This is a genomic window from Collinsella aerofaciens ATCC 25986 (genome assembly GCF_964259375.1).
GTDB classification, from domain to species: domain Bacteria; phylum Actinomycetota; class Coriobacteriia; order Coriobacteriales; family Coriobacteriaceae; genus Collinsella; species Collinsella aerofaciens_BO.
This window is the reverse complement of record NZ_CAXVJM010000014.1, coordinates 1-22698: the sequence shown is the minus strand read 5'-3', so window position 1 is coordinate 22698 and position 22698 is coordinate 1. Positions and strand designations below refer to the sequence as shown.

The window sequence follows — 22698 nt, the reverse complement described above, 5'->3', positions numbered from 1 at the left end:
GGCGCCCCGGTCGGAGCACCCGTCATTACCTAAAGAAATCGCTACTCAGCGATGGTGACGCCCATGGAACGGGCGGTACCGGCGATGATCTTCTTGGCGGCGTCAATGTCGTTGGCATTGAGGTCCGGCATCTTGATCTCGGCGATCTTGGTGAGCTGCTCCTGGGAGAGCTGACCAACCTTGTCGGCCTGGGGCTTAGCAGAACCAGACTTGAGGTTCAGCTCCTTCTTGATGAGGTGAGCCGCCGGCGGGGTCTTGGTGATGAAGGAGAAGGACTTATCCTCGTAGACAGAGATCTCAACGGGGATGATGTCGCCCTTCTTGTCCTGCGTCTCGGCGTTAAAGGCCTGGCAGAACTGCATGATGTTCACGCCAGCAGCGCCCAGGGCGGGGCCGACGGGAGGAGCGGGGTTAGCGGCACCAGCAGGAATCTGGAGCTTAATGACGTTGGCAACCTTCTTCTCAGCCATGGTCATTCCTTTCGAATCACGAGTGTGAAGTACTTGCTATATCGTAAGCACGCACGTGTTAGAAGCACTCCTGAGATGAGCAGTCACAGAAGAAGCACGCTCGCGCGAACGGACGAAAACTTAAGCGATGACAGCGACCTGGTTAAAGTCGAGCTCGACCGGCGTCTCGCGGCCAAAGATCATCAGCGTGACCTTGAGCTTGCCAGCCTCGGTGTTAACCTCGGAGACCTTGCCATCAAAGTCGGTAAGCGGGCCATCGGTGACGCGGACGGACGTGCCGACCTGAATATCAACCGAGGTGCGCTTGGGCGAATCGCCCTTACCAGGACGACGAGTCATCTTGTTGTACTCGTCGCGGGAAAGCGGAGCGGGCTTGCCGTTGCCGCCTAGGAAACCGGTGACGCCGGGCGTGTTACGAACGCACGTCCAAGCATCGTCATCCATCTCCATGCGGACCAGGACATAACCCGGGAAGATCTTGGAATCCTTGGTCTCGCGCTTGCCACCCTCTTTAATCTCGGTGACGCGCTCCATAGGAATCTCGATATCAAAGATACGGTCCTGCATGCCCATAGTCTCGATGCGATGCTCGAGATCGGACTTAACGCGGTTCTCGTATCCAGAGTAAGTGTGAACGACGTACCAACGCTTAGACATGGTTTAGCCCCTCAATCCAGAGAACAGAGCAAGAGCCTCGCCAAAGCCAGCATCGAGCAGAGCGATGACGACGCCGACGACGATCAGAGAAGCGCAAACGACGACCGAGTAGTTCACGAGCTCCTTCTTATCGGGCCACGTGACACGCTTCATCTCGGACTTGACCGAAGCGAAATACTTCTTGGTGCGGGCGAAGAAACCAGGCTTCTCGTTCTTCTTGGACTTCGCAGCCTTCTCGTTCTTCTTGGCAACGGCCTTCTTGGCCTCAACCTTGGAGTTGGCGGCAGCGTTGTTGGCAGGCGCCTGCTGCTGAGCCTTCTTCTTGTTCTTCTTGTTGGCCATTTGGGTTACCTCCGCGCAATGCGCTTATACATGAGTAAACCGTAAGCCCCCAATTGGGAGCTTACGGAATAATGACTGGCACGCCAGGAAGGACTCGAACCCTCAACACTCGGTTTTGGAGACCGATGCTCTACCAATTGAACTACTGGCGTATGTGACTAGAGACTAGCGAGTCTCTTTGTGCAGCGTGTGGTGACGGCACCAGGGGCAATACTTCTTGATCTCCATACGATCAGGCATGGTCGACTTGTTCTTGGTGGTCGTATAGTTGCGGCGCTTGCACTCAGTGCACGCAAGAGTAACTAGAGTACGCATGTATCCTGAACCTTTCATTTCCGCCCCGTACGGGCACGAGTTGATACTTTATCAGCTCTACGTAAGTGCTGTCAACGAAAACCTCGAATCAATTGGTTCTCGGTGAACCCATTCATATTTGGAACACATCAATGGAGCCAACGAGATCTAATCGACGGTGCACCCAGGACCATTATCAATCCTCTCGACACCAGCAACGGCTCAATATCCATTGCAGAAAAGAACCCGGCACCCATATAAGTGCCGGGTTCTCTAAGTCAGCTATATCAAAGAGCTAATTTACTCAATGATCGTGGAGACGATGCCCGAACCGACGGTGTGGCCGCCCTCGCGGATAGCGAAGCGCAGGCCCTCCTCCATGGCGATCGGGTGGATGAGGTCGCCCTCGATGGTGATGTGGTCACCAGGCATAGCCATCTCGGTGCCCTCGGGGAGCTTGACCGTACCGGTAACGTCGGTGGTACGGAAGTAGAACTGAGGACGATAACCATCGAAGAACGGGGTGTGACGGCCGCCCTCCTCCTTGGTCAGAACGTAGATCTCGCCGGTGAACTTGGTGTGCGGGGTAACCGAACCGGGCTTGCAGAGAACCTGGCCGCGCTCGATGTCCTCGCGCTTGATGCCGCGGAGCAGCAGACCGACGTTGTCGCCAGCCTCGCAGAAGTCCATGGACTTACGGAACATCTCGATACCGGTAACGACGGTGTTCTGGGTATCCTTGATGCCGACGATCTCGACGGGCTCGTTGAGCTTGAGCTCACCGCGCTCGACACGGCCGGTAGCAACGGTACCACGGCCGGAGATGGTCATAACGTCCTCAACGGCCATCAGGAACGGGAGGTCGTTGTTACGAGCAGGCGTCGGGATGTACTCGTCGACAGCCTTCATGAGCTCGCGGATGGCGTCCATCCACTTGGCGTCGCCCTCGAGAGCGCCCAGAGCGGAACCACGGATGACGGGGATGTCGTCGCCGGGGAAATCGTACTCGGAGAGGAGCTCACGGGTCTCCATCTCGACGAGGTCGATGAGCTCGTCATCGTCGACCATGTCGCACTTGTTCAGGAAGACGACGATGTAGGGAACGCCGACCTGACGGGCGAGCAGGATGTGCTCGCGGGTCTGAGCCATGGGGCCGTCGGTAGCGGCGATGACCAGGATAGCGCCGTCCATCTGAGCAGCACCGGAGATCATGTTCTTGACGTAGTCAGCGTGGCCCGGGCAGTCAACGTGAGCGTAGTGACGGGCAGCAGTCTCGTACTCGACGTGGGAGACGGAGATCGTAATGCCGCGCTCGCGCTCCTCGGGAGCCTTGTCGATGTTCTCGAACGCAGTGAAGTCAGCCTTGCAGCCCTCGGTCTCGGAGAGAACCTTGGTGATGGCAGCGGTCAGCGTGGTCTTGCCGTGGTCAACGTGACCAATGGTGCCGATGTTAACATGCGGCTTAGTGCGCTCAAACTTCTCTTTGGCCATAAAGCCCTCCTCTAAACAGGTCGTCCCCGGACGGGACTTTGCCTTTATACCATAGTGGCCTCTCAACATACTATTGAGAAGCCACCGTGTTACCTATGGTAGCGGTGACTGGATTCGAACCAGTGACGCCACGGGTATGAACCGTGTGCTCTAACCAACTGAGCTACACCGCCGGATGGAGCCTGCAACCAGACTTGAACTGGTGACCTCTTCGTTACCAACGAAGTGCTCTACCGACTGAGCTATACAGGCACTTGACGGGTGGGAGCTATAGGATTCGAACCTATGTAGGCAGAGCCAACGGGTTTACAGCCCGTCCCCATTAACCACTCGGGCAAACTCCCAATCGTTCAAGTATCCGCAGGTTCTTTGGTCTTTTGGACCGCCGCCCCCGCGAACGAAAAAGATAATACGATGCAACCTTGGGGGCTGTCAACGAAAACCTCTAGATACACGGCGCCGGGCGTATCTATATGCTTTTGACCTGCGGTTTTGCTGAGTTTTGATATGAAGGAAGGTGAATTTGCATATATCGATGACATTTCCCGAGGGAACACTTTGGCGTAGTGGAGTGAGCCTGCAGAATATTACTTCGATAACGACTCATTTGCACCTATATATAGGTTGAGATCGGGCTTCCCAGACAAAAGATTGCTCTTCCCAGGCAAAATCGAGCGTGGATAATCTCCCACTTTTGGCGTGCCATCGAGTCCAAAGTGGGAGATTATCCACGCTCAGCCTCCAGGCGGGAGATTTTCCACGCTCGTATGTCCGGAAATCCTCGCTCAAACAGGATGACTGGGACCGGTCCGGCCTTTGTCTCGATCTGTAACATCTAGAGAATATTTTCTCCCCTATCTGTTACAGATTGAGATACTACGCAGTAGCCCCGACTTCCGTCTCATTCTGTAACAGTAAGAAAGGTTTTCAGCCTCTTCGTGTTACAGATCGAGATATTACCCGCCAACCCGTCTTAACATCTCAATCTATAACAGCTTGAAGAGAAATACCGGTCTAGATGTTACAGATTGAGATTGAATCGTTTGGGCCGAATGTCCCCAAGATATTGGCTGGAGGTCACTAGAACTCAATCTCGTCAAAGTCAAAAGCTTTCAAAGTGAGTCCAACGAGCTTGTCTGTGCGCTCCTGAATCTGCTCGCTGGTCCAGGTATCCGTGTTTACCAACTCGTCGTTCAGGTTCAACCCGTTGCGGTATCCGACGTTCGCCCCGTTCGCATCCTTGCGGTCTCGCTTGGTCACAAAGGGCATGTTGCTCAGCTTTGAGTTATATCCGGTGATAGTCAGATTTCCAAGCGTATGAACCTGCTTCTCCTGCACCTCAATCGCCCTGGAAACGTCGCCGTCCGCAACCATCTTCACCCATTCGTCGGGAATGTTCTTACCTTGGGGAAAGATGTGCTCGATTGTCCAAACGTAGTTTCCGGAGTCATATCGATCCCAAAGTGGCTTCATCTCCTTCGTAACGCTCGGTGATGCAATAACGGTCAGGATGTAGCGCGTCATATCGGGATTGACATCGTAAATCGGCCCTTCAAGACGTTCTTTGAAGGAAGCGTCACTGGCAGACACGTCGACGAGGCGCTTCTTGATGTATTCCGCGGCCGCAATGCCCTTGAGACCCTCGCTTTCGAGGCTCTCGCAAATACTGATGAAGAGCCTCTCCAGGTCACGCGTGGGAGGCGTATCGGTAAGGTTGCGTCGGACAAAGAAGCAGACAAGGAGCTTAACAAGAAGCGCGAGGGTTTCATCTTTTAGCTCCAACTGGTCCTGCTTCTTGAAAAGGAACAGCAGCATCAGGTAAGATGCGACGCCCTGCGCTCTCGAAAGCTCCAAAAGCTGATGCGAAAGCTCGGAATCCGGGCTCTCTTGATCGAGCCCAATGATCTTCGAGTAGAGTGCGGAATTCTCGGTCAGCTCGTCCAACACCTTAAGGGCGCCGTCATCGGCTTCCATCCGCTTCTCGTAGATTTTCAGAAGGTTGGAACGCGTGGCAACGGAACCGAGGGGGAGTTGGGAACCTGATTCGCCGATAAATGGCTTATTTACCTCCCGGCGGAAGGCATCGTAGTTCTGGCGGAAGAAGCGCTCCTGCGTCTTGTAGTCATCGCCGAGATTGCGGAGCACTTCCTGCCAGCGTTCAAAGTAATAGTCGAGCCGTCCGTCATCCACCCCGGCAACCTTGCCGAGAAGCATGTTTTTGATGAGGTCAACGGCGCTCAAGGGGACACCGCGGTTGTTAAGGGACGCGAACAGGGTATAGGCGTCCGCATGGCTATCGACGGTAATCTGGACCACGACTGCGGAGCACACCAGCTTGCAGATATCAAGCAGGGCATGAACACATTCGATCCCGCTCCCGTCTTCAACTTCCTCGCCCAATCGATCGTAAAAATAGTTGAATGCCTTAGACATCTTTCTCAGACCGAGGAACTTCGGCTTTTGCATAACGACGTCTAAACCGATATGTTCCTTCAAGATCCAGCGGTAATCCTCAAGGTTATGATTCTGAACCTGAGGAATAACGCGCGTCCTCGACTTGTCGGATTTCAGGATAAGGCGATTGCGCAGAGGGCGGACATCGTCCAGCATCAGGTCATCGTCGATAGAATCCTTATGCTCCATAACGCGAGCGTAGATGGCAGCAAGGAGAAGGCTGAGCGTCGTCAGGCGTTGCTGGCCATCGATGACTTCATAGTGAATGGTATCCATCTTGGAATTCACAGTCCCGTTCACGACAATAAACGAGCCCAGGAAGTATCCGGCATCGTTTTGGGTGATATCGTCATAGAGATTCGCCCAATCGCGCTGATTCCAAGTGTATTCGCGCTGGTAACGAGGAATGTCATAGATTTTTAGCATATCGGTCGACAGAATATTGGCAACCGTTGGGTCCTCTACGCTATTAATCATCATGAGTCCTTTCAATCACCTTGCTCACAAACGACGGGAAATCCTTGTCGCCCTTGACTTCTCGCGCCGAATTAAATCTAGACTATAGTAATACCCATGGGCTACAGGAAAGAGCGCCGCGCACGGCGCGCGATCTTTCGAGAGGCAGCATCGGAGCTCTCGGCACCTTGGTCACTTTCCACCCTATCCCAGTTGGAGAAACAAAGCCCAAAACTCTAATGGAGACAGCAACTGTAAGCTTTGCTTTTCCTGCTTCGTTGCACGCATTTATGGACATTGGACATCGGTCACAAAACACACATAAATGCAATTCCGATTTAATTGTTGCATGTTTGTTGCATGAGCTGTTGCATGAAAATGCAAAATCGGGAGCCATACGGCCCCCGACCTGCGAAAACTCATGGAGCCAGTGACAGGAATCGAACCTGCAACCCACTGATTACAAATCAGTTGCGCTACCGTTGCGCCACACTGGCACACTTGGCGCTTTCACGCGAAGCCAGTTAAGAATAAAGGAATTGCGGACGAGGCGCAACAGACCCTTTGACCGACCACATCTCAAAACCCTTCGTCAGAACGAATAGTTTTATCTGTTCGCCAGAACCAAAAACTATTCGTTTTGGCGAGGCCGGCCTGCAACCCACTGATTACAAACCAGTTGGTTGGTCAATCGAGAAAGCAGCCCCCATTGAAGGTCTACCTACCTCCCGCGCAGGGCCTTGAGCTTGGCCAGCACCTCGGGGCTCAGGCGGCTGCCCAGGGTCATCTTGATCTGCGGAGCTTCCTCTGCCTCGTGAACGTCGTTATCGATCTGTTTGATCTCGTCCACCAGCATGCGGCTCGAGATGCGCGTGACGCCCTTGCCCATGACGACGGCCTGGATCGTGCCGTCGCTCGACACCACGGAGCACGCGCGGCCTTCCTCGCGTGCCTCGATACAGAGCTTCTGCACCACGGTATCGGCAGAGACGCCCGTCGGCGAAAACTCGATGCGCACGCCACGGGCCGGCAGATTGGGGCGCTCGCTGGAGATATTGCCCGCGCCGTCAAACACGATTACGGCCTCGTAGCGGCCTTGGGCAAACGCGGCAACGTCGTTGATGAGGGCAGTGCGCGCCATATCGTGAACGTCGCTGGAATACGGATCGTCGGAATGGTCGTACACGAGCTTTTCGTAGCGCGGCGTGCAGTGGATCACGTTGTAACCGTCGACCACCAGCAGCTCGGGCTTGTTGGAGTGCACCGTCGAGACTGGGTCGGCGATAGCCTGCGCAAACGCATTGCCGCCCACGCCATAGGTCGCAGCCGAAACAATCGGCTTGGCCGAGCCCTCGCCAAAGCGCTTGGCCTTGGACTTGGCGCGGTTCTTCTTGGACATGCGCTACTCCTCCCCCATGAGCTCGCCGGCATTGCGGCGCAGCCACTCAAAGCACAGCGCCGTTGTCGCCTGGGCAACATTGAGGCTCTCGGTCATGCCGCGCTGGGGAAGCTTGGTCAAAAAGTCGCATTTCTCAAGCACCAGGCGCGAGATGCCGTCGCCCTCGGAGCCCATGACGAGCGCCACGCGGCCCTCGAAGGGAGCATCCCAGCAGCTGCCCTCGGCGTGCTCGGAGGCACCGCCCACCCAAAAGCCAGCGGCCTTGAGGTCATCGAGCGCACGGGCGATATTGGGAACCTGTGCGATAGGCAGGTGCATGACAGCACCGGCAGAAGTCTTGTAGCTGCCAACGGTCACGCCGGCGGCGCGCTTGTTGGCAATGATGACGCCCGCCGCGCCCACGACCTCGGCAGAGCGCACAATGGCACCAAAGTTACCGTCGTCGGTCACATGATCGAGCACGACGACGAGCGCCGGTCCGTCACCCGCGCGGCCGAGGATGTCGGCGACGTCGGCATAGGGGAAGTTGCCAACCTCGAGCGCAATGCCCTGGTGAGCGCCATGGCTCGACAGCGCATCGAGCTGCGCGCGCGGCACATACTTAATGCGGACGCCTGCAGCGTTGAGGTCGTCGACCAGGTGCGACAAGGCGGCATCGCGCTCCCCGCCCTCAGCGATGAGCGCGCACTTTACGGGAAAGCCGGTACGCAGCGCCTCGGCGGCAGCACGACGACCTTCGATAAATTCGCCCTTGGGAACCTGGACGTTATCGCGGCTACGCTCGCGCTGCGGGCGAGCAGCCTGTGAGCGCTCGCGCTGGCCCTTGGGAGCGGCAGCGCGGTCGTTGCGGCGAGTCGGACGCGAGCCAGAAGCAGTCTGCTTGCCTCCACGCGATGCACGCTTGCGATTGTCGGCCATAAAGCGACCTCCTAAATACAACTATCAAATGAAACAAATAGACCGACCGCCCGAGGTGCGGCAGATTGTCTTGAAAGAGGAGGGCATTGACCTTGAGGTCATGCCCGACGATTGAAAGGCAAGGTGCCGTGGCTCGGGCGGTCGGGTGCTTGGGAAACCCGCGGGGATTAGAGAGATTTGATACGGGTACCGGCGGCGGTATCCTCAATGGTGAGGCCCAGGTCCTTGAGCTGATCGCGGATGGCATCCGCCAGATCCCAGTTCTTGGCGGCGCGGGCCTCGGCGCGGGCCTCGAGAATCTTGGCAGCGGCCTCGTCCACGTCGTCACCCGTGTAGGCGACTAGGCCGGCGGCAACGCCTAGCAGACCCAGCGGCAGCTCGACCTTGGGCTCGGGAAGCTCAACACCAAACGTATCGAGCAGCTCGGCCAGCGTGTCGGCGGCGGCAAGCGCGGCGGCCTTGTCGGCAGCGTCGCCCGCCTGCTCCAGGTACTGGTTGCACTCGGTCACAAAGCCAAAGACAGCACCCATGGCACCAGCGGTGTTAAAGTCGTCGTCCATGCACTCCTTAAAGGCGGCACGGGTCTCGGCGGCCTTGGCGGCAAACGCCTCGGATGCTGCCTCATCGGCATCGGCCGTCGCATGGTTCGCGGCCCAGCGCAGGTTCTCGACCGTACCGGCAATACGCGTGAGCGAATTCTCGGCACCCTCCAGGCGCTCCCAGGAGAAGTCGAGCGGCGAGCGATAGCTCGTCTGCAGCATCAACAGGCGCAGGGCCGCGGCAGAGTGCTGCTCGAGCACCTCGGCCAGCGTAAAGAAGTTTCCGAGCGACTTGGACATCTTCTCGCCGTCAACCAGCAGCATGCCCGTGTGCATCCAGGTGTTGGAAAAGCCCTGGTGCCAGGCGCAGGTGGCCTGGGCGCACTCGTTCTCGTGATGCGGGAAGGCAAGGTCGGAGCCGCCGCCGTGGATGTCGATCGGGGTGCCCAGGTAGCGATGCACCATGGCAGCGCACTCGGTGTGCCAACCGGGACGGCCCTCGCCCCAGGGACTCGGCCAGCTGGGCTCGCCGGGCTTGGCGGCCTTCCACAGGGCAAAGTCGAGCGGGTCGTTCTTGTCCTCGTTCTCCTCGATACGCGCACCAACCATAAGGTCATCGATGTTGCGGCCCGAGACCTGACCATAGTTGGGATCGCTGCGCACAGCAAAGTACACGTCGCCGTTATCGGCGGCGTAAGCATGGCCCTGCTCGATGAGCGTCTTGATCATGGCGATCATGGGGCCGATCTCCTTGGTGGCGCGGGGGCGCACATCGGGATCGAGCACGTTGGCGGCGCGCATGACGCCGATGAACTTGTCGGAGAACTCCGTCGCGACCTCGGCGGCCGTACGGCCCTGCTCGTTGGCGCGCTTGATGATCTTGTCGTCGACATCGGTGAGGTTCTGGGCGAACGTGACCTCGTAGCCGCTCGCGATGAGCCAGCGGCGAATCACGTCAAAGTTGATGAACGTGCGGGCGTTGCCGATGTGGATGTTGTCGTAGACCGTGGGGCCGCACACGTACATGCGGACCTTGCCGGACTCGATGGGCTGGAACTCTTCCTTTTTATGGGTAGCGCTGTTATAGATACGCATTCGTTACTCCTTAACGGTTTTCTGTAGCAGGCAGACGGCCCAGGCGCCGATTCCCTCGCCCTGGCCTTCCCAACCGAGCTTTTCGGTCGTAGTGGCGGCGACGCCCACGTTTTCGACGTCAACGCCCAGGGCATGGGCAAGGTTGGCGCGCATGGCATCGCGGTGCGGGGTGATCTTGGGTTGCTGACAGGCAATGGTGCAATCGGCATCGACAAACTCGAAGCCCAGCTCGCGCGCATAGTCCATCACGCGAGCGAGCAGCACCATCGAGTCGGCACCCTCATAGGCGGGGTCGGTATCGGGGAATAGCTTGCCGATGTCTCCCCCGCGGCAGGCGCCCAGAATGGCGTCGGCCAAGGCGTGCGCGAGCACATCAGCATCCGAGTGGCCCAGCAGGCCGCGCTCGTAGGGAATGTCGACACCGCCGATGATACATCGACGCCCCTCCACCAGACGGTGAACGTCGTAGCCATGGCCAATGCGCAGGTTACTGAACATGGGGAAGGTCCTCTCCCTCGGCCATGCGGCCAAGCAGAATCGCGGTTACGGGACGCAGGTCCTCGGGCACCGTCACCTTAAGGTTATCGCGCGGGCTCTGGACGCAGCGGACGCGCCCACCCATGCGCTCGACCAGCGACGAATCATCGGTACCGATAAAGCCCTCGGCAATGGCTGCAGCGTGGGCGCGCTTCATAGCATCGACGCTAAAGATCTGCGGCGTCTGCGCGGCCCAATAGAGCTCACGCGGCGGCGTCTCGACGATGTTGTCGCCATCGACGATCTTGAGCGTGTCGATCGCGGGCTGACCGCACACGACACCGTCGAGAGCACGGTCACTCACGAGCACGTCGATAGCGTGGTCGATGGCCTCGGTCGTAATGAGCGGACGAGCGCCGTCGTGGATAGCGACATATTCGAAACCCGCCGGCACCGCGTGCACGCCGGCACGGGTGGAATCCTGACGGGTATCGCCGGCATCGGCAAAGCTGATGGGCGTGTCATAGTCAAACGGGTCGATGGCCAGGCGACGCATCTCGGCACGGCGCTCGGCAGGACACACCACCACAATGTGGCCGACCTTGTCGCTACGATCGAACGCGCGGATGGACCAGCTCATGAGCGGACGGCCCGCCACGTTAACGAGCTGCTTGCCGCCGGGATTTCCAAAGCGCTGGCCGCTGCCGCCGGCAACGACCACGGCGCATACGGGCGCCATTATGCGTTCCCCTGTTTGGTACCCTTCATGCGGTACAGGGAGTCCGCAAGAATGGCAGGGTTGTTGACGCCAAAGTCGCCCAGGCGCTCCGGGTCCTCGCTGATGTCATCCATGAGCTCCTGCAGCGAGCCGTACTCGTCGACGATCTTCTCGGCCACGCCGTCGCGCACGACGGACACGCGAGAAAGCGTGCGCAGGCCCAGCGGGGTCATGACGGAGTCCTCGTCTAGGTCGTCATAGCCCAGAACTGCCGCCACGTGCTGCGGGTCGGACAGGTCCTTAGGCGTCATACGGGCAAGCTCAGCGCGAATCTTCTCGGCGTTGGCCTCAGAGGAATCGCTTGCGTAGTCGCGGATCATCAAGTCGTATTCGGTATCCATGCTGGAGCCCGCGAGCTGCTCGAGCTGCATCTGCACGAGCTTGCCCTGGTTACCCAGCTTGACAATGCAATCCTTAAGCTCGGTCTTTGCCTGCTGCATGATCTCGAAGCTCGAGAAGATGCCGGTAATGTCGGCGAGCGTGACGTAGTCGTCGAGCTCGAGGGCCGTCAGGCGCAGCAGGGAGCGATCGAGCGACTGACGGGTAGTCTGGAGCGTGGCGACGAGCTGGTTGACCGAGCTCATGATGGTGGTGACGGGCTGGATCTCGTAGCTCTTGCCGTGGACGTACACGTTGACGACGGCACGACGAGCCGAAACCGAGATCACGATGGCGTCGGTGAGCACCGACATGCGAGCGGCAGTACGGTGACGCATGCCCGTCTCACTCGTGGCGAGCGAGGGATCGGGATTGAGGTGGAAGTTGGCGCGCAGGATCTGGGTGAGGTCGCCGTCGATGACGATGGCGCCGTCCATCTTGGAAAGCTCGAACAGGCGGTTCGAGGTAAACGAAATGTTGAGCGGGAAGCCGTCGTTACCGGCGGCGAGCACGTTTTCGGTGTCGCCGACGCAGATAAGGGCGCCCAGGTGACCGGCAATGATCATGTCGAGGGCGGTGCGGATCGGCTGGCCAGGTGCCGTCAGGCGAATGGCCTGTTCCATACGCTTTTGCAGCTCGTTCTTATCCAAGGCATCGCTCCCATCGTATACGCTCCATAAACGTCAATAAGTTTCTCACGGTTTGCCCCTGTGACGCCCGCAAAATCCGATGCTTACAGAATGAGCGAACACAGCTGAGAGCCCCAATCCAAATGAGCTGCTTATGTGGTAGCATCGAGATTCGCATAAATGAGGGAGTAGTCGCGTGATCGGGTTCGCCTCCGGTAGCGCGGCAAGTCAACACACTGGCCGATACGGCCTGGCTTGCCTTAATGAACGAGACTCGTGGTTGTGCGCGCAACGCGTACGCCACGGGTCTTTTTTGTTGCTCCCCTGCCAGAAGTACACGCGGGTTCGCCCGCAGAGAGGGAGCCAGACTATGGGACTCGCCGAGCTCGTGCTGCTCGCCGTTGGCCTTTCGATGGACGCCTTTGCCGTTTCCATCTGCAAGGGTCTCGGCATGAAAAAGATCAACCTTAAGGTCGCCGTAGTGCTCGGCCTGTTCTTTGGCGGCTTTCAGGCCGGCATGCCCGTAATCGGATGGGCGCTCGGCAGTCAATTCATGGGCATCATCGGACCCATCGACCACTGGATCGCTTTTATCCTTTTGGCCTTTATCGGCGGCAAAATGCTGTGGGAGGCCTTTATCGAGGACGAGGATGAAGGCGACGGCAAGGATGCCGAAAAGATTGACCTGGTCGAGTACCTGATCCTCGCTATCGCCACCTCAATCGACGCCCTAGCCGTGGGCATCTCATTTGCCGCGCTCTCGGTCGACATCGTGCCCGCTGTATCGCTCATCGGCGTCACAACGTTTATCTTCTCCGTCGCCGGCGTAGCGATCGGCCACACCTTTGGCGCGCGCTACGAAAAACCCGCCACCATCGTGGGTGGCGTCGTGCTCATCCTTATCGGCCTCAAGATCCTGCTGGAACACTTGGGTTTTTTGGTGCTGTAAAACACCCTTCAAAACTAAACGTCCGTATGAGGTCTCATGCAGAGTTTTGCATGAGCCTTTTCATGCAGACTTTTGCATGTCATACTAGGATGCAAAAGTCTGCACGTTAGGAGATTGCCATGGATACCCTTCCCATCACCACGCCGCGCCAAGCCGGCATCTACGTGCGTCAGGCGCGCGAGGCGCAGGGGATCACCCGTGCTGCCCTCGCTAAAAAAGCCGGTGTTTCGGAACGCCTGCTCGCATCGCTCGAGCTGGGAGATGCCACGGGCATTCGGCTCGACAAGCTGCTGGCAGTTTTCGGTGCTCTTGGACTGGCGCTCGCCGCTCAAGGGGATATAGGCGAAACGAAAAATGAGCAACCAGTCGACGCCCCGCATGCTGATCAACCTTGCAGCACCTCCAGACGCCATCACGCCCAACGTCTTCATCATCGCAACCGTCGCAGCACAACCATTCCGGCTCTTGCAGATGCCCCCTTTACATCCGCACTCTACGACGAGGTCTTCGCCGATTTCGCCATGTCCAATCTCGGAGTCTCGACTGCCACAAACGCATCTAGCCAAACCATGCCCGAAGGGAAATAGCCAATGGCCAGAACATCACTTCGGACCATTATTTGCGGCGTGCCTGCTGGAACGCTCACGCAAGATGAGAACGGTCTTATCAGCTTTACCTACGATCATGACTATGACGGGCCAGCCCTATCGACCAACATACCCGTATCGAATCGCACATACGGACAACAGGTCATGAATCCGTACCTGTTTGGCCTTCTACCCGACAGCGAGGACCAACGAAAAGCGATTGCCGCCGAATTCGACGTTAGGCCCAACAATCCCGTTGCGTTGCTCAGCCATATCGGACTCGACTGTCCGGGCGGCGTGCAGTTTTGTGCCGAAGAAGATACCGACGCCGTCCTGCATCGCGCTGGCGAATACCGCCCTATAGACAACCACGAAATTGCTCTTCGTCTCAAGTCGATCAGAGATGACCGCGATGCATCGTGGATGGGTCTAGATGAAAGTTGGTCACTTGGAGGCAACCAGGGCAAGTTCGCGCTCGCGTTCATAAACGGCCGCTGGTGCGAATGCATGGGCTCCTCGCCCACGACGCATATTTTCAAAAATGGCGTTATCGGATTTAAACTCGAGGCTCTCAATGAGTTTGTCTGCATGAAAAGCGCCCAGCGCGCCGGTATCGCAACGGCAAACGTCGAATATCGTATGTTTGAGGACGAACCCGCCCTCATTGTTGAGCGCTATGACCGCATGAAAGTCAAAGACGGGACAATCAGGCGTCTACATCAAGAAGACCTCTGTCAGGCACTTGGGGTGATGCCCGCCCAAAAGTACACGGCAGACGGCGGCCCGACCACACGCGACATTCAAGAGCTCCTCGTAAATACGAGCCACCATCAACTTAACCTGTATCTGTTTACGCAGATACTGTTCTTCAACGCCATTATCGGCGCACCGGATGCGCACGCGAAAAACTATTCCCTGCTCCTTGGAAACGACGGCACAGCTATGATGGCCCGTATGTATGACGTTGCATCTGGGCTGGCATACGAACGTATGCGGCGAAAAGCGCGCCTCGCCATGAGCGTTGGCGGCGAAAACCGTGTGGGACGCATCGGTCCAGGCGCTATCCGCCGATACCACGGTATGGGCGACCCCGCGCTGGAGGCGGCACTCACCGATGCCGGGCTATCCGAGAAGTTTTGCTTTGCGACCATGATGGACCTCGCCTACGAGGTACCCATTTGCATGGAAGAGGTCATGGACGAATACGCCGACCTGCCCGGCATGGCGGACCTACGCGAGCATATGCTCGGCCCCGTCCGCGAAAACTGCAAGCGCACCCTCGACCTCATCAAGGCGGATATGGGCTAGACGTTCGCAATTTCCCATTTCTTAAAAGAAAGGAGGGGGCACCCGTCGCAAAAGCTCGGATGTCCCCTCTCGTAATGTCATTTGCAATCCGCTAGCACGTGGCTCGGACTGCTGCTAGCGCAACCTTTACGCAGCGAGACGCTTGAGGACGTCGATGAGCAGCTCGTAGAAGCGCTCGGCAGAAGCGAGCTCCATGCTCTCGTCCGGGGTGTGGACATCGGAGAGCGTCGGGCCCACGGCGATGGCGTCCAGGCCGTGCAGGGCCTCGGCAAACAGGCCGCACTCAAGGCCGGCGTGAATGGACTCAATGCGCAGCTCGGAGCCAAAGAGCTCGCGATAGCTCTCGATAAAGACGTCGCGGACCGGCGAATGCTCGGCATAGCTCCAGCCGGGATACTCGAACTCAAACTTGGCGTCGAAGCCCAGGACATCGGCCAGCATCTGCAGGCGGTCCTTGAACTCGTTCTGCAGCGAGGTGATCGAGGAGCGCGGGGACAGCATGATCTTGACCTCGTCGTCAGAAGTGGCAACCACACCGATGTTGGAGGAAACCTCGACGGAGCCGTCGGTGGCGACGTTGCGGCGAATCACGCCGTTGGGGGCAAGACGCAGGGCGCGAATGAGGGCAAGCGCGGACTTCTGGTCCATGGCCTCGACCTCAGCGTTGTCGGCAATCTCAACCGTGCAGGTAAAGCCGGGGTCGAAGACCTCGAGCTCGGCAGTGACGTCGGCGATGATGTCCTTTGCGATCTGGGCCGCGGCCTCGGCGGCAGCGTGGTCGGTGTAGACCAGAACAGCCTTGCACTCACGGTTGATGGCGTTGTCCTTCGTGCCGCCGTTAAAGCTGACGATGGCGGGCTCGCCGGCAACCATCAGGCGGTCGATGATACGGGCCATGATGAGGTTGCCGTTGCCGCGCTCCAGGTTGATATCGCTGCCGGAGTGACCACCCAGCAGGCCAGAGATGTCGAGCGTGAGGGTGCTACCAGTCTTGTGCTCGCGCACGATGGGGCAGGTGTAGGTAACGACGACGCCGCCGGCGCAGCTGACGGTGGCAACGCCCTCTTCCTCGGAGTCAAGGTTAATCATGGTGCGGGCGCTGATCTGGGACTTGTCGAGCGTCTCGGCGCCGACCAGGCCAGTCTCCTCGTCGGTGGTGAATACGCACTCGAGGGCGGGGTGAACGATCGAATCGTCATCGAGAACAGTGAGCATCAGAGCGACGGCGATACCGTTGTCGGCGCCCAGGGTGGTGCCGTTAGCGGTGAGGACGCCGTCCTTGACGACCAGGTCGATACCGTCGGTCGTAAAGTCGTGCTCAACAGAGCCCAACTTGTCGCACACCATATCGATGTGGCCCTGCAGCATCACGGTCGGGGCATTCTCGGCGCCGGCAGAAGCGGGCTTGCGAATGATGACGTTGTAGACCTCGTCCTGGTACACATCGAGGCCGCGCTCCTTGGCAAACGCAACCAGGAAATCGCTGATGCCCTTCTCGTTGCCAGACCCACGGGGGATCGCGCTGACCTCCTCAAAGAAATGGAACAGCTGGGCGGGCTCGTAGCCGGTGATTTTGTAATCCATGGTGCCTCCTTGGCGCAACTGGTTAGACAGTAAGACATGCGACTTGTATATTCCCAGACTTTGCGTGCATAAACCAGTCGAAAACGCCGAGCGCCCTTGCATCATCGGCTAACGGCGGGGAAACGCCACTTTATTAAGATAAAGCAGGTTAGACGGGCCGCGCCGAAGGGACGTTTGACCCTTCAACCAACCTCAACGCTTGATCAACGTTTATGCATACGCCATTGGTATGTTTAATGAGATCTACCTTGAACGAAGGGGCCTTTTCAACAGAAAAAGGGCGCTCCTTTGGAACGCCCTCGTGGACACAAGGTTTTGTTACGCCCTACAGCGCGCCGGAACCGGCTTGCATCATGCCGCCGGGGCCCGAGGTCACGCCGCCGCTCACAGGCGCGGCGTTACCGGCGTGCGGTGCCGCCGGGGCGGTATCGCCACCGAGCGTGCCCGCCGGACGCGGTGCCGGAATCTCACCCGTGCCATGGCTAAAGACAAACTTGCCGTCGGCCACATCGCACAGGACGGTATCGCCCTCGCCCCACTCGCCGGCCAGAAGCTCCTCGGACAGCGGGTCCTCGATGAGCTTTTGAATAGCACGGCGCAGCGGACGCGCACCGTTGGTGAGGTCGGTGCCCTCGGCCACGATCTTGTCATAGGCCGCATCGGTGAGCTTGATGTTCATGCCGTTGGCAATCAAACGCTGACGCAGGTCGTCCACCAGCAGGTGAGCGATCTTGGTGAGATTCTCGCCCGAGAGCTTCTGGAACACCACGATGTCGTCGATACGGTTGAGCAGCTCGGGGCGGAACAGGCGCTTGAGCTCGCCCATCGCGCGGCCGCGGATCTCACTCGAGGTGAGGCCCTGCTCGCCGGTGGTGCCAAAGCCAACGCTTGCATCCTGCGCAATCTCGCGGGCGCCCACGTTGGACGTCATGATAATCACGGTGTTGCGGAAATCGACCGTCTTGCCCTGGCTATCGGTCAGACGACCCTCCTCCAGCACCTGCAGCAGGATGTTAAAGATATCGGGGTGCGCCTTCTCGATCTCGTCGAACAGCACGACCGAGTACGGGTGGCGACGAACGGCCTTGGTGAGTTGGCCGCCCTCATCGTGACCGACGTAACCCGGAGGGCTGCCGATGAGCTTGGAGACCTCGAACTCGCTACCGAACTCGGACATGTCGAAGCTGATGAGCGCGTCCTTGCTGCCAAAGAGGTATTCGGCGAGCGTCTTGGCGAGCTCGGTCTTGCCCGTGCCGGTGGGACCCAGGAAGATAAAGCTGCCGCCGGGGCGACGCGGATCCTTGAGCGGCGAGCGGCTGCGGCGCACGGCCTTGGCAACTGCCTCGACAGCCTCATCCTGACCGATGATGCGCGTCTTGAGTACGCTTTCAGCCTGCAGCAGGCGACGGCTCTCGCTCTCGGTAAGCGAGGACACCGGCACGCCCGAGGTCACGGACACGATATCGGCGATCTGACTCACATCGATGGTGAGCGGGCTGGCGTCGAGCTCGGCGGTCCAGGCAGCCTTGGCCTCGGCGAGTTCAATCTCGGCAGCCTTCTGCTGCTCGGTGATCTCGGCGGCCTTGTTCATGTCGTCGCTCTCGGTGGCCTCCTGCGCGGCGGCCTTGAGCTCCTCGATGCGATGCTCGGCCTCGCGCACCGGCTCGGGCGCGCGATTCGCGGCGATGCGAGCGCGAGCACCGGCCTCGTCGATGAGGTCGATTGCCTTATCGGGCAGGAAACGATCCTGGATGTAGCGGTTGGAGAGGTTCGCGGCGACCTCGATGGCACCCTGCGTGTAACGCACGTGGTGGTGCTCCTCGTAGCGCGGCTTGAGCGCAGTCAGAATCTTGACGGTGTCCTCGACACTCGGCTCCTCGACATCGATGGTCTGGAAGCGACGCTCGAAGGCCGGGTCCTTGGTGAGGTACTTGCGGAACTCCTCGGCCGTGGTGGCACCGATAATCTGGAAAGCGCCGCGCGCGAGCACCGGCTTGAGCATGGAGCTCGCGTCGATGGAGCCCTCGGCGGAACCGGCACCGATGATGGTGTGCATCTCATCGATAAACAGGATGACGTCGTCGGCCTCGGTTGCCTCCTGGATCACGTTCTTGAGGCGCTCCTCGAACTCACCGCGATACTTGGCGCCCGCAACGAGACCCGGCAGGTCGAGCGTCCAGATATTCTGGTTCATAAGGTTCTCGGGCACGTTGCCAGCAGCGATCTGCTGCGCCAAGCCCTCGACGATGGCCGTCTTGCCCACGCCGGGGTCGCCCAGAATGAGCGGGTTGTTCTTGGTGCGACGCGAAAGAATTTCCATCATACGCTGGACTTCCTTTTCGCGGCCGATCACCGGATCGAGTTCGCCGTCGCGCGCCTTCTGCGTGAGGTTGGTCGCGAACTGCTTAAGTGTATCGGTGCCGCTCCCCTTTTGCTGGGAGGCATCCGAGCCGCTAAAGAACGGCAGGCCCGTACCGGGACGACCAGCACCGGCACCAGCGAGCGGACGCTTCTTATCCTGGTCCTTGGCGGTGAGTTTCTCGATAGCCTTTTTGATGGAGGCGGACGACACACCCAAGCGCATGAGGATGTCCATGGCCATGCCGTTGCCCTCTTCGACGATGCCGATCAGCAAGTGCTCGGTCGACACGTAGGTCTGGTTGTTCTCACGCGCCACGCGGAATGAACGCTCCATCACGCTAATGACGAGCGGCGTAAAGGCGAGCTTAGCCGCCTCGGTCTCCTCACTGGGCACGGGAACCGTGGTCTGGACCTCTTTAAGAGTATCCATGATGTCGTCGTAGGAGATATCGAGCGAACGCAGTGCCTCGGCGGCAATGCCCTCGTCCTCCTTGGCGAGTGCGAGCAGCAGGTGCTCGGTACCCACCTTATTTGAGTGAAGATCGAGCGCTTCTTGCTTGGCCATGGACATGACCTTACGCGCGCGATCGGTAAAACGGTCTAACATGCTAGTTCCTCTTAGACGAGCTAGTTTTTTCAAACGCAAAGCGCCGCCCCGCGGCAGCGCTTTGGTCTCTTTACCCATATGGAGTATATGTTAACCGTTGGGACCTTTCCCGCCCGTAGCCGCGCGACAACGTCTACAAAAAAGGAATTGCTCGGGTCCGTTTGGCGGTTTGGTTTTAAGCTGCTGTCTAGCAGGCGGGCTCGGCGTCCATGCTCTCGGCAACGTCATTGAAGGCATCGGCAACGGGAGCACCAGGCATGCGCACGAGCTCCATGTGCGGCTCGGCAAAGACCGTGCCCATGGGGAAGGCGCGACGGAAGACAAAGCGAGCAACCGGACCAGCCACCAGCAGGTTCCAGGGGAGGGCCATGATAAAGTTGCGCGGAATGTTGACGAGCCACATCATCGGCAGCGCCTGCAGGTTTGCGAGCGGGCCGCCAGGCATGTGGAACAGGCCCTCGCACGCACCGTAGAGCGACATGATGATGACCATAGGAACGACCATGCAGGAGCTGATGGCGAGCGTCATGGCAAGCGGCGAGCTCTTGCCCGGCGTGACCAGGAACTTAAAGGCGAAACCCTTGGCAAGGGGGCTGGCAACAAACCAGTCGCAGCACATGGCAAAAACGTAGGCAACGGGGAAGCCGAGCCACGCGGCGGCAACAACCTCGCCGTTGATGGCTCCATGCTGCAGGGCAACGTTGTAGATGCTCATCCAGAGCACCATGCAAAAGCACATGATAAAGGTGAACAGCAGGCTCTCTCGTTTGTTGATAGGCATAAAGGGCAAAATCCTTTCTGTGTTACGCCGCGGCACCACGCAACAAAAACGGGCGGGCAAGATGGAGCTGTTGGGACTTCATCTCGCCCGCCCGTGATACGTGCGTCTGCGACTACTTATGTGGTGAAACCAGCCTAGCACGAAAACCCCGCGCTTCGTAAGCGTTGAGTTTGTGAAGATGCAGGGCACCAATAATCCCCCGACCCCATAAGTTGCGGTGGAATACGGACTGTTTTGACCCTTTAAGCAGCAATTCAGTCCCTATTTCACCGCAACTCATTTGGTGCAAAGTAACCTGTTCCCCTTGCACCAATTAGCTGGTGTGGCGCCAGCGAGGGTCAGTGAGCGTACGCGCCACACCCAGGCCAACGGGCAGAAACGCCACGATGAGCACTGCACGCACAAACCAGCCGAGCATATTGACCGTGTCGAAGGTGCACATGTAATACATCGAGCGATACAGATACAAGCCCGGCACCATAATGACAACCGATGGCACCGTGAGGGCGATACGTGGGTAGGTGAGCCTGATTTCTGCCAGGCTTGCCAGCAAACCCGATACGAGCGCCCCGATAAATGCAGCCGCCTCGGGAGGCATTCCCGCGCTGAGGCCCAGGAAGGGAAACAGCGTCGGCGCATCGACGAGCGTAAGGCGCAAGGTATTAGACACGGCGCCGATGAGCCCTGCCGCCGCTGCCATCTTTACCGGACTGTTGAACATCACCGAGAAGCCAAATACGCCGATAAAGCTCATCAGTATGCGCAAGAGCGTAAGAGCCAACGGTGAGAGGCCGAGCGGGGCGAAGTCATCCGGCGCCAGTCCCACACACTCGGCAACCATCCAACCTACGAGGGTCGCCATCACAATAATCGATACGGCATACGAAAGACGTTCGATACCGCTTCGCATGTCGAGCTTAGCGATGTCGAGGCCTGCCGTAATGAGGGGAAAGCCGGGAATCACAAAGAGCATGGCGCCGATATAGCCTTCTTGGTGCGACATTGCCCCCGGAATGACCTGGCCAAGGCCGAGCAACGCCAGCAAATACGAGACACAGGCCAGCGCGACGCCAATCGTCAGCGCGCTAAACTGGCCAAGACCCTGCTTGAGAATATGGGAGCGAGCAAAGTTGCCGACACCAGCGCCTACGAACGCGCAAGCCATCTCGATAGGGCCGCCGCCAAGCAAAAAGACGAAGGCGCCGCAAGCACAGGCCGCCGCAAGGCCCTGTTGCCAGGGAGAGTAATCGGGCTTTGAACTCTCAACGGTCTTGAGCATCTCGTGGTACTCGTGCACGGTAAACCGGCGCCCGTAAATCTCGATTTCCTTTAAGAAGCTCTCCATCATCCAAATGCGATGAGTATTGACCCCCGTTGTGGGTAGGCTGACGACCTCGTTAAAGCAGTGGCCATCTTCGATGCAGGTGCACTCGAACGACAGGAGACTCAGGTCAACGTGGATGGTGACACCGAGTACGGCGGCGACGCGATTCATGGTATCGCGCACGCGCCAGGCACCTGTTCCGCTTGCCAGCATAAGCATGCCGGTGCGGCAGATAATGGACGACTTATCGGTGAGCGGCGCATCGACGGCAAGTTCATCGCCCGCCGTCACGATCTGGTGCCAGTCAGTTTTCATATGAAGCGCGCCGGCACGAACGCCGTGGTGCATGGGGGCTCTCGAAAGCAGCGAGTCAAGGCGCGAAGGCTGTGGGGGTTCCGTCGATTCGCCCTCAACCTCATCAGCCTCTTCATCGACCAGATCAAAGGAATCAAGCGGCGCTGGCTCGCGACGGTCGATCAGCTCCTCGTCCTCATCATCAAAGTAGTTGAACTGATCGAGCATGTCCTCTTCGATCGCGCGCTCGCTCGCATCGTCCATATAGACGCTCCCTTCCTGCCGACTAACCCCCATCCTAGGCAGCAACGGCTAAAGGAAACATAAAAGAGACGGCTGTCATGCGAGCCATGTGCGCAATAGCCGTTGGGTAGTCGTTTAAGAACGTCCCCAATGACCATAAGTGCCAACCAGGGCAACGCCGCAGGTAGAGGACGGACAGCGAGCGGCGTCCAGAGCGAACAAGTTGGCATGAAAAAGGCAAGGCATAGACCTTCTGGTCATGCCTTGCCTTTTGAATGACAAA

20 protein-coding genes and 5 tRNA genes are annotated in these 22698 nt (G+C 58.6%); 3 read left to right on the top strand and 22 right to left on the bottom strand.

Translation table 11 applies throughout. The annotated features are described in order from the left end of the window. Positions 1-41 precede the first annotated feature (41 nt). The 17 genes from rplK to disA all read right to left on the bottom strand — a co-directional run bounded on the left by rplK (position 42) and on the right by disA (position 12398). Complete coding sequence (gene rplK, locus ACEXKH_RS07205) at positions 42-470, bottom strand: 50S ribosomal protein L11 (protein ID WP_022093893.1); 429 nt, start codon at positions 468-470, stop codon at positions 42-44. Positions 471-590: 120 nt separating this feature from the next. After that, positions 591-1127, bottom strand: coding sequence for a transcription termination/antitermination protein NusG (nusG, locus tag ACEXKH_RS07200; protein WP_006234984.1), 537 nt, complete (start codon positions 1125-1127; stop codon positions 591-593). A 3-nt stretch (positions 1128-1130) separates the two neighbouring features. Next, positions 1131-1469, bottom strand: a complete 339-nt coding sequence (gene secE / locus ACEXKH_RS07195; RefSeq protein ID WP_006234983.1) for a preprotein translocase subunit SecE — start codon at positions 1467-1469, stop codon at positions 1131-1133. Between the two features lie 76 nt (positions 1470-1545). Then, a tRNA-Trp gene (locus ACEXKH_RS07190) sits at positions 1546-1621 on the bottom strand. A gap of 13 nt (positions 1622-1634) precedes the next feature. Next, entirely contained in the window at positions 1635-1784 is a 150-nt protein-coding gene (rpmG, locus tag ACEXKH_RS07185; RefSeq protein WP_022093895.1) for a 50S ribosomal protein L33, read from the bottom strand. Positions 1785-2063: 279 nt separating this feature from the next. Then, the gene (gene tuf / locus ACEXKH_RS07180; protein ID WP_035137538.1) at positions 2064-3254 is read right to left on the bottom strand and encodes an elongation factor Tu; all 1191 of its coding nucleotides are present in this window, start codon (positions 3252-3254) and stop codon (positions 2064-2066) included. 96 nt (positions 3255-3350) lie between these two features. Continuing rightward, positions 3351-3427, bottom strand: a tRNA-Met gene (locus ACEXKH_RS07175). A 3-nt stretch (positions 3428-3430) separates the two neighbouring features. Continuing rightward, positions 3431-3506 (bottom strand) — tRNA-Thr (locus tag ACEXKH_RS07170). Between the two features lie 10 nt (positions 3507-3516). After that, positions 3517-3598: transfer RNA gene (locus tag ACEXKH_RS07165), tRNA-Tyr, on the bottom strand. Positions 3599-4334: 736 nt separating this feature from the next. Further along, complete coding sequence (locus tag ACEXKH_RS07160) at positions 4335-6185, bottom strand: DUF262 domain-containing protein (RefSeq protein WP_040359003.1); 1851 nt, start codon at positions 6183-6185, stop codon at positions 4335-4337. A 401-nt stretch (positions 6186-6586) separates the two neighbouring features. After that, positions 6587-6661 (bottom strand) — tRNA-Thr (locus ACEXKH_RS07155). Positions 6662-6885: 224 nt separating this feature from the next. After that, on the bottom strand, positions 6886-7563 hold the full coding sequence (locus tag ACEXKH_RS07150) for an NYN domain-containing protein (protein WP_373573621.1): 678 nt from the start codon (positions 7561-7563) through the stop codon (positions 6886-6888). A gap of 3 nt (positions 7564-7566) precedes the next feature. Further along, entirely contained in the window at positions 7567-8481 is a 915-nt protein-coding gene (rlmB, locus tag ACEXKH_RS07145; RefSeq protein WP_373573620.1) for a 23S rRNA (guanosine(2251)-2'-O)-methyltransferase RlmB, read from the bottom strand. 167 nt (positions 8482-8648) lie between these two features. Continuing rightward, a complete protein-coding gene (gene cysS / locus ACEXKH_RS07140; RefSeq protein ID WP_373573619.1) occupies positions 8649-10115 on the bottom strand; it encodes a cysteine--tRNA ligase in 1467 nt (488 codons plus the stop codon). A 3-nt stretch (positions 10116-10118) separates the two neighbouring features. Next, on the bottom strand, positions 10119-10613 hold the full coding sequence (gene ispF, locus ACEXKH_RS07135) for a 2-C-methyl-D-erythritol 2,4-cyclodiphosphate synthase (protein ID WP_006234975.1): 495 nt from the start codon (positions 10611-10613) through the stop codon (positions 10119-10121). Next, entirely contained in the window at positions 10603-11331 is a 729-nt protein-coding gene (gene ispD / locus ACEXKH_RS07130) for a 2-C-methyl-D-erythritol 4-phosphate cytidylyltransferase (protein WP_035137545.1), read from the bottom strand. Before ispD ends, ispF begins: the two co-directional genes overlap by 11 nt. Next, positions 11331-12398, bottom strand: a complete 1068-nt coding sequence (gene disA / locus ACEXKH_RS07125; RefSeq protein WP_040359001.1) for a DNA integrity scanning diadenylate cyclase DisA — start codon at positions 12396-12398, stop codon at positions 11331-11333. Before disA ends, ispD begins: the two co-directional genes overlap by 1 nt. Positions 12399-12747: 349 nt before the next feature. On the opposite strand from disA, the gene ACEXKH_RS07120 reads away from it, so the two are divergent. The 3 genes from ACEXKH_RS07120 (at position 12748) to ACEXKH_RS07110 (ending at position 15221) form a co-directional block, all read left to right on the top strand. Then, positions 12748-13326, top strand: a complete 579-nt coding sequence (locus ACEXKH_RS07120; RefSeq protein ID WP_373573618.1) for a manganese efflux pump MntP — start codon at positions 12748-12750, stop codon at positions 13324-13326. Positions 13327-13445: 119 nt separating this feature from the next. Then, complete coding sequence (locus tag ACEXKH_RS07115; protein ID WP_230320255.1) at positions 13446-13913, top strand: helix-turn-helix domain-containing protein; 468 nt, start codon at positions 13446-13448, stop codon at positions 13911-13913. Between the two features lie 3 nt (positions 13914-13916). Then, positions 13917-15221 carry a type II toxin-antitoxin system HipA family toxin gene (locus tag ACEXKH_RS07110; RefSeq protein ID WP_373573617.1) on the top strand — a complete coding sequence of 435 codons (1305 nt, stop codon included), beginning with the start codon at positions 13917-13919 and terminating at the stop codon, positions 15219-15221. A 126-nt stretch (positions 15222-15347) separates the two neighbouring features. Here ACEXKH_RS07110 and ACEXKH_RS07105 read toward each other — a convergent pair whose 3' ends face one another. From ACEXKH_RS07105 to ACEXKH_RS07085, 5 genes are all read right to left on the bottom strand, one after another. Continuing rightward, positions 15348-16805, bottom strand: a complete 1458-nt coding sequence (locus tag ACEXKH_RS07105; RefSeq protein WP_373573616.1) for an aminoacyl-histidine dipeptidase — start codon at positions 16803-16805, stop codon at positions 15348-15350. Positions 16806-17130: 325 nt separating this feature from the next. After that, positions 17131-19773: an ATP-dependent Clp protease ATP-binding subunit gene (locus tag ACEXKH_RS07100; protein ID WP_373573615.1), complete on the bottom strand. Its 2643-nt coding sequence runs from the start codon at positions 19771-19773 to the stop codon at positions 17131-17133. Between the two features lie 187 nt (positions 19774-19960). After that, positions 19961-20554 carry a DUF2798 domain-containing protein gene (locus ACEXKH_RS07095; protein WP_373573614.1) on the bottom strand — a complete coding sequence of 198 codons (594 nt, stop codon included), beginning with the start codon at positions 20552-20554 and terminating at the stop codon, positions 19961-19963. Between the two features lie 313 nt (positions 20555-20867). Continuing rightward, entirely contained in the window at positions 20868-22436 is a 1569-nt protein-coding gene (locus ACEXKH_RS07090) for a threonine/serine exporter family protein (RefSeq protein WP_373573613.1), read from the bottom strand. Between the two features lie 34 nt (positions 22437-22470). After that, the coding region (locus ACEXKH_RS07085) for a hypothetical protein (protein WP_373573612.1) at positions 22471-22698 on the bottom strand (228 nt) is incomplete at its 5' end.

What these genes read in the sequence shown, in the direction of transcription:
- rplK (WP_022093893.1), bottom strand. Translation starts at nt 470, where the DNA reads ATGGCTGAGAAGAAGGTTGCCAACGTCATTAAGCTCCAGATTCCTGCT.
- nusG (WP_006234984.1), bottom strand. Translation starts at nt 1,127, where the DNA reads ATGTCTAAGCGTTGGTACGTCGTTCACACTTACTCTGGATACGAGAAC.
- secE (WP_006234983.1), bottom strand. Translation starts at nt 1,469, where the DNA reads ATGGCCAACAAGAAGAACAAGAAGAAGGCTCAGCAGCAGGCGCCTGCC.
- rpmG (WP_022093895.1), bottom strand. Translation starts at nt 1,784, where the DNA reads ATGCGTACTCTAGTTACTCTTGCGTGCACTGAGTGCAAGCGCCGCAAC.
- tuf (WP_035137538.1), bottom strand. Translation starts at nt 3,254, where the DNA reads ATGGCCAAAGAGAAGTTTGAGCGCACTAAGCCGCATGTTAACATCGGC.
- ACEXKH_RS07160 (WP_040359003.1), bottom strand. Translation starts at nt 6,185, where the DNA reads ATGATTAATAGCGTAGAGGACCCAACGGTTGCCAATATTCTGTCGACC.
- ACEXKH_RS07150 (WP_373573621.1), bottom strand. Translation starts at nt 7,563, where the DNA reads ATGTCCAAGAAGAACCGCGCCAAGTCCAAGGCCAAGCGCTTTGGCGAG.
- rlmB (WP_373573620.1), bottom strand. Translation starts at nt 8,481, where the DNA reads ATGGCCGACAATCGCAAGCGTGCATCGCGTGGAGGCAAGCAGACTGCT.
- cysS (WP_373573619.1), bottom strand. Translation starts at nt 10,115, where the DNA reads ATGCGTATCTATAACAGCGCTACCCATAAAAAGGAAGAGTTCCAGCCC.
- ispF (WP_006234975.1), bottom strand. Translation starts at nt 10,613, where the DNA reads ATGTTCAGTAACCTGCGCATTGGCCATGGCTACGACGTTCACCGTCTG.
- ispD (WP_035137545.1), bottom strand. Translation starts at nt 11,331, where the DNA reads ATGGCGCCCGTATGCGCCGTGGTCGTTGCCGGCGGCAGCGGCCAGCGC.
- ACEXKH_RS07120 (WP_373573618.1), top strand. Translation starts at nt 12,748, where the DNA reads ATGGGACTCGCCGAGCTCGTGCTGCTCGCCGTTGGCCTTTCGATGGAC.
- ACEXKH_RS07115 (WP_230320255.1), top strand. Translation starts at nt 13,446, where the DNA reads ATGGATACCCTTCCCATCACCACGCCGCGCCAAGCCGGCATCTACGTG.
- ACEXKH_RS07110 (WP_373573617.1), top strand. Translation starts at nt 13,917, where the DNA reads ATGGCCAGAACATCACTTCGGACCATTATTTGCGGCGTGCCTGCTGGA.
- ACEXKH_RS07105 (WP_373573616.1), bottom strand. Translation starts at nt 16,805, where the DNA reads ATGGATTACAAAATCACCGGCTACGAGCCCGCCCAGCTGTTCCATTTC.
- ACEXKH_RS07100 (WP_373573615.1), bottom strand. Translation starts at nt 19,773, where the DNA reads ATGTTAGACCGTTTTACCGATCGCGCGCGTAAGGTCATGTCCATGGCC.
- ACEXKH_RS07095 (WP_373573614.1), bottom strand. Translation starts at nt 20,554, where the DNA reads ATGCCTATCAACAAACGAGAGAGCCTGCTGTTCACCTTTATCATGTGC.
- ACEXKH_RS07090 (WP_373573613.1), bottom strand. Translation starts at nt 22,436, where the DNA reads ATGGACGATGCGAGCGAGCGCGCGATCGAAGAGGACATGCTCGATCAG.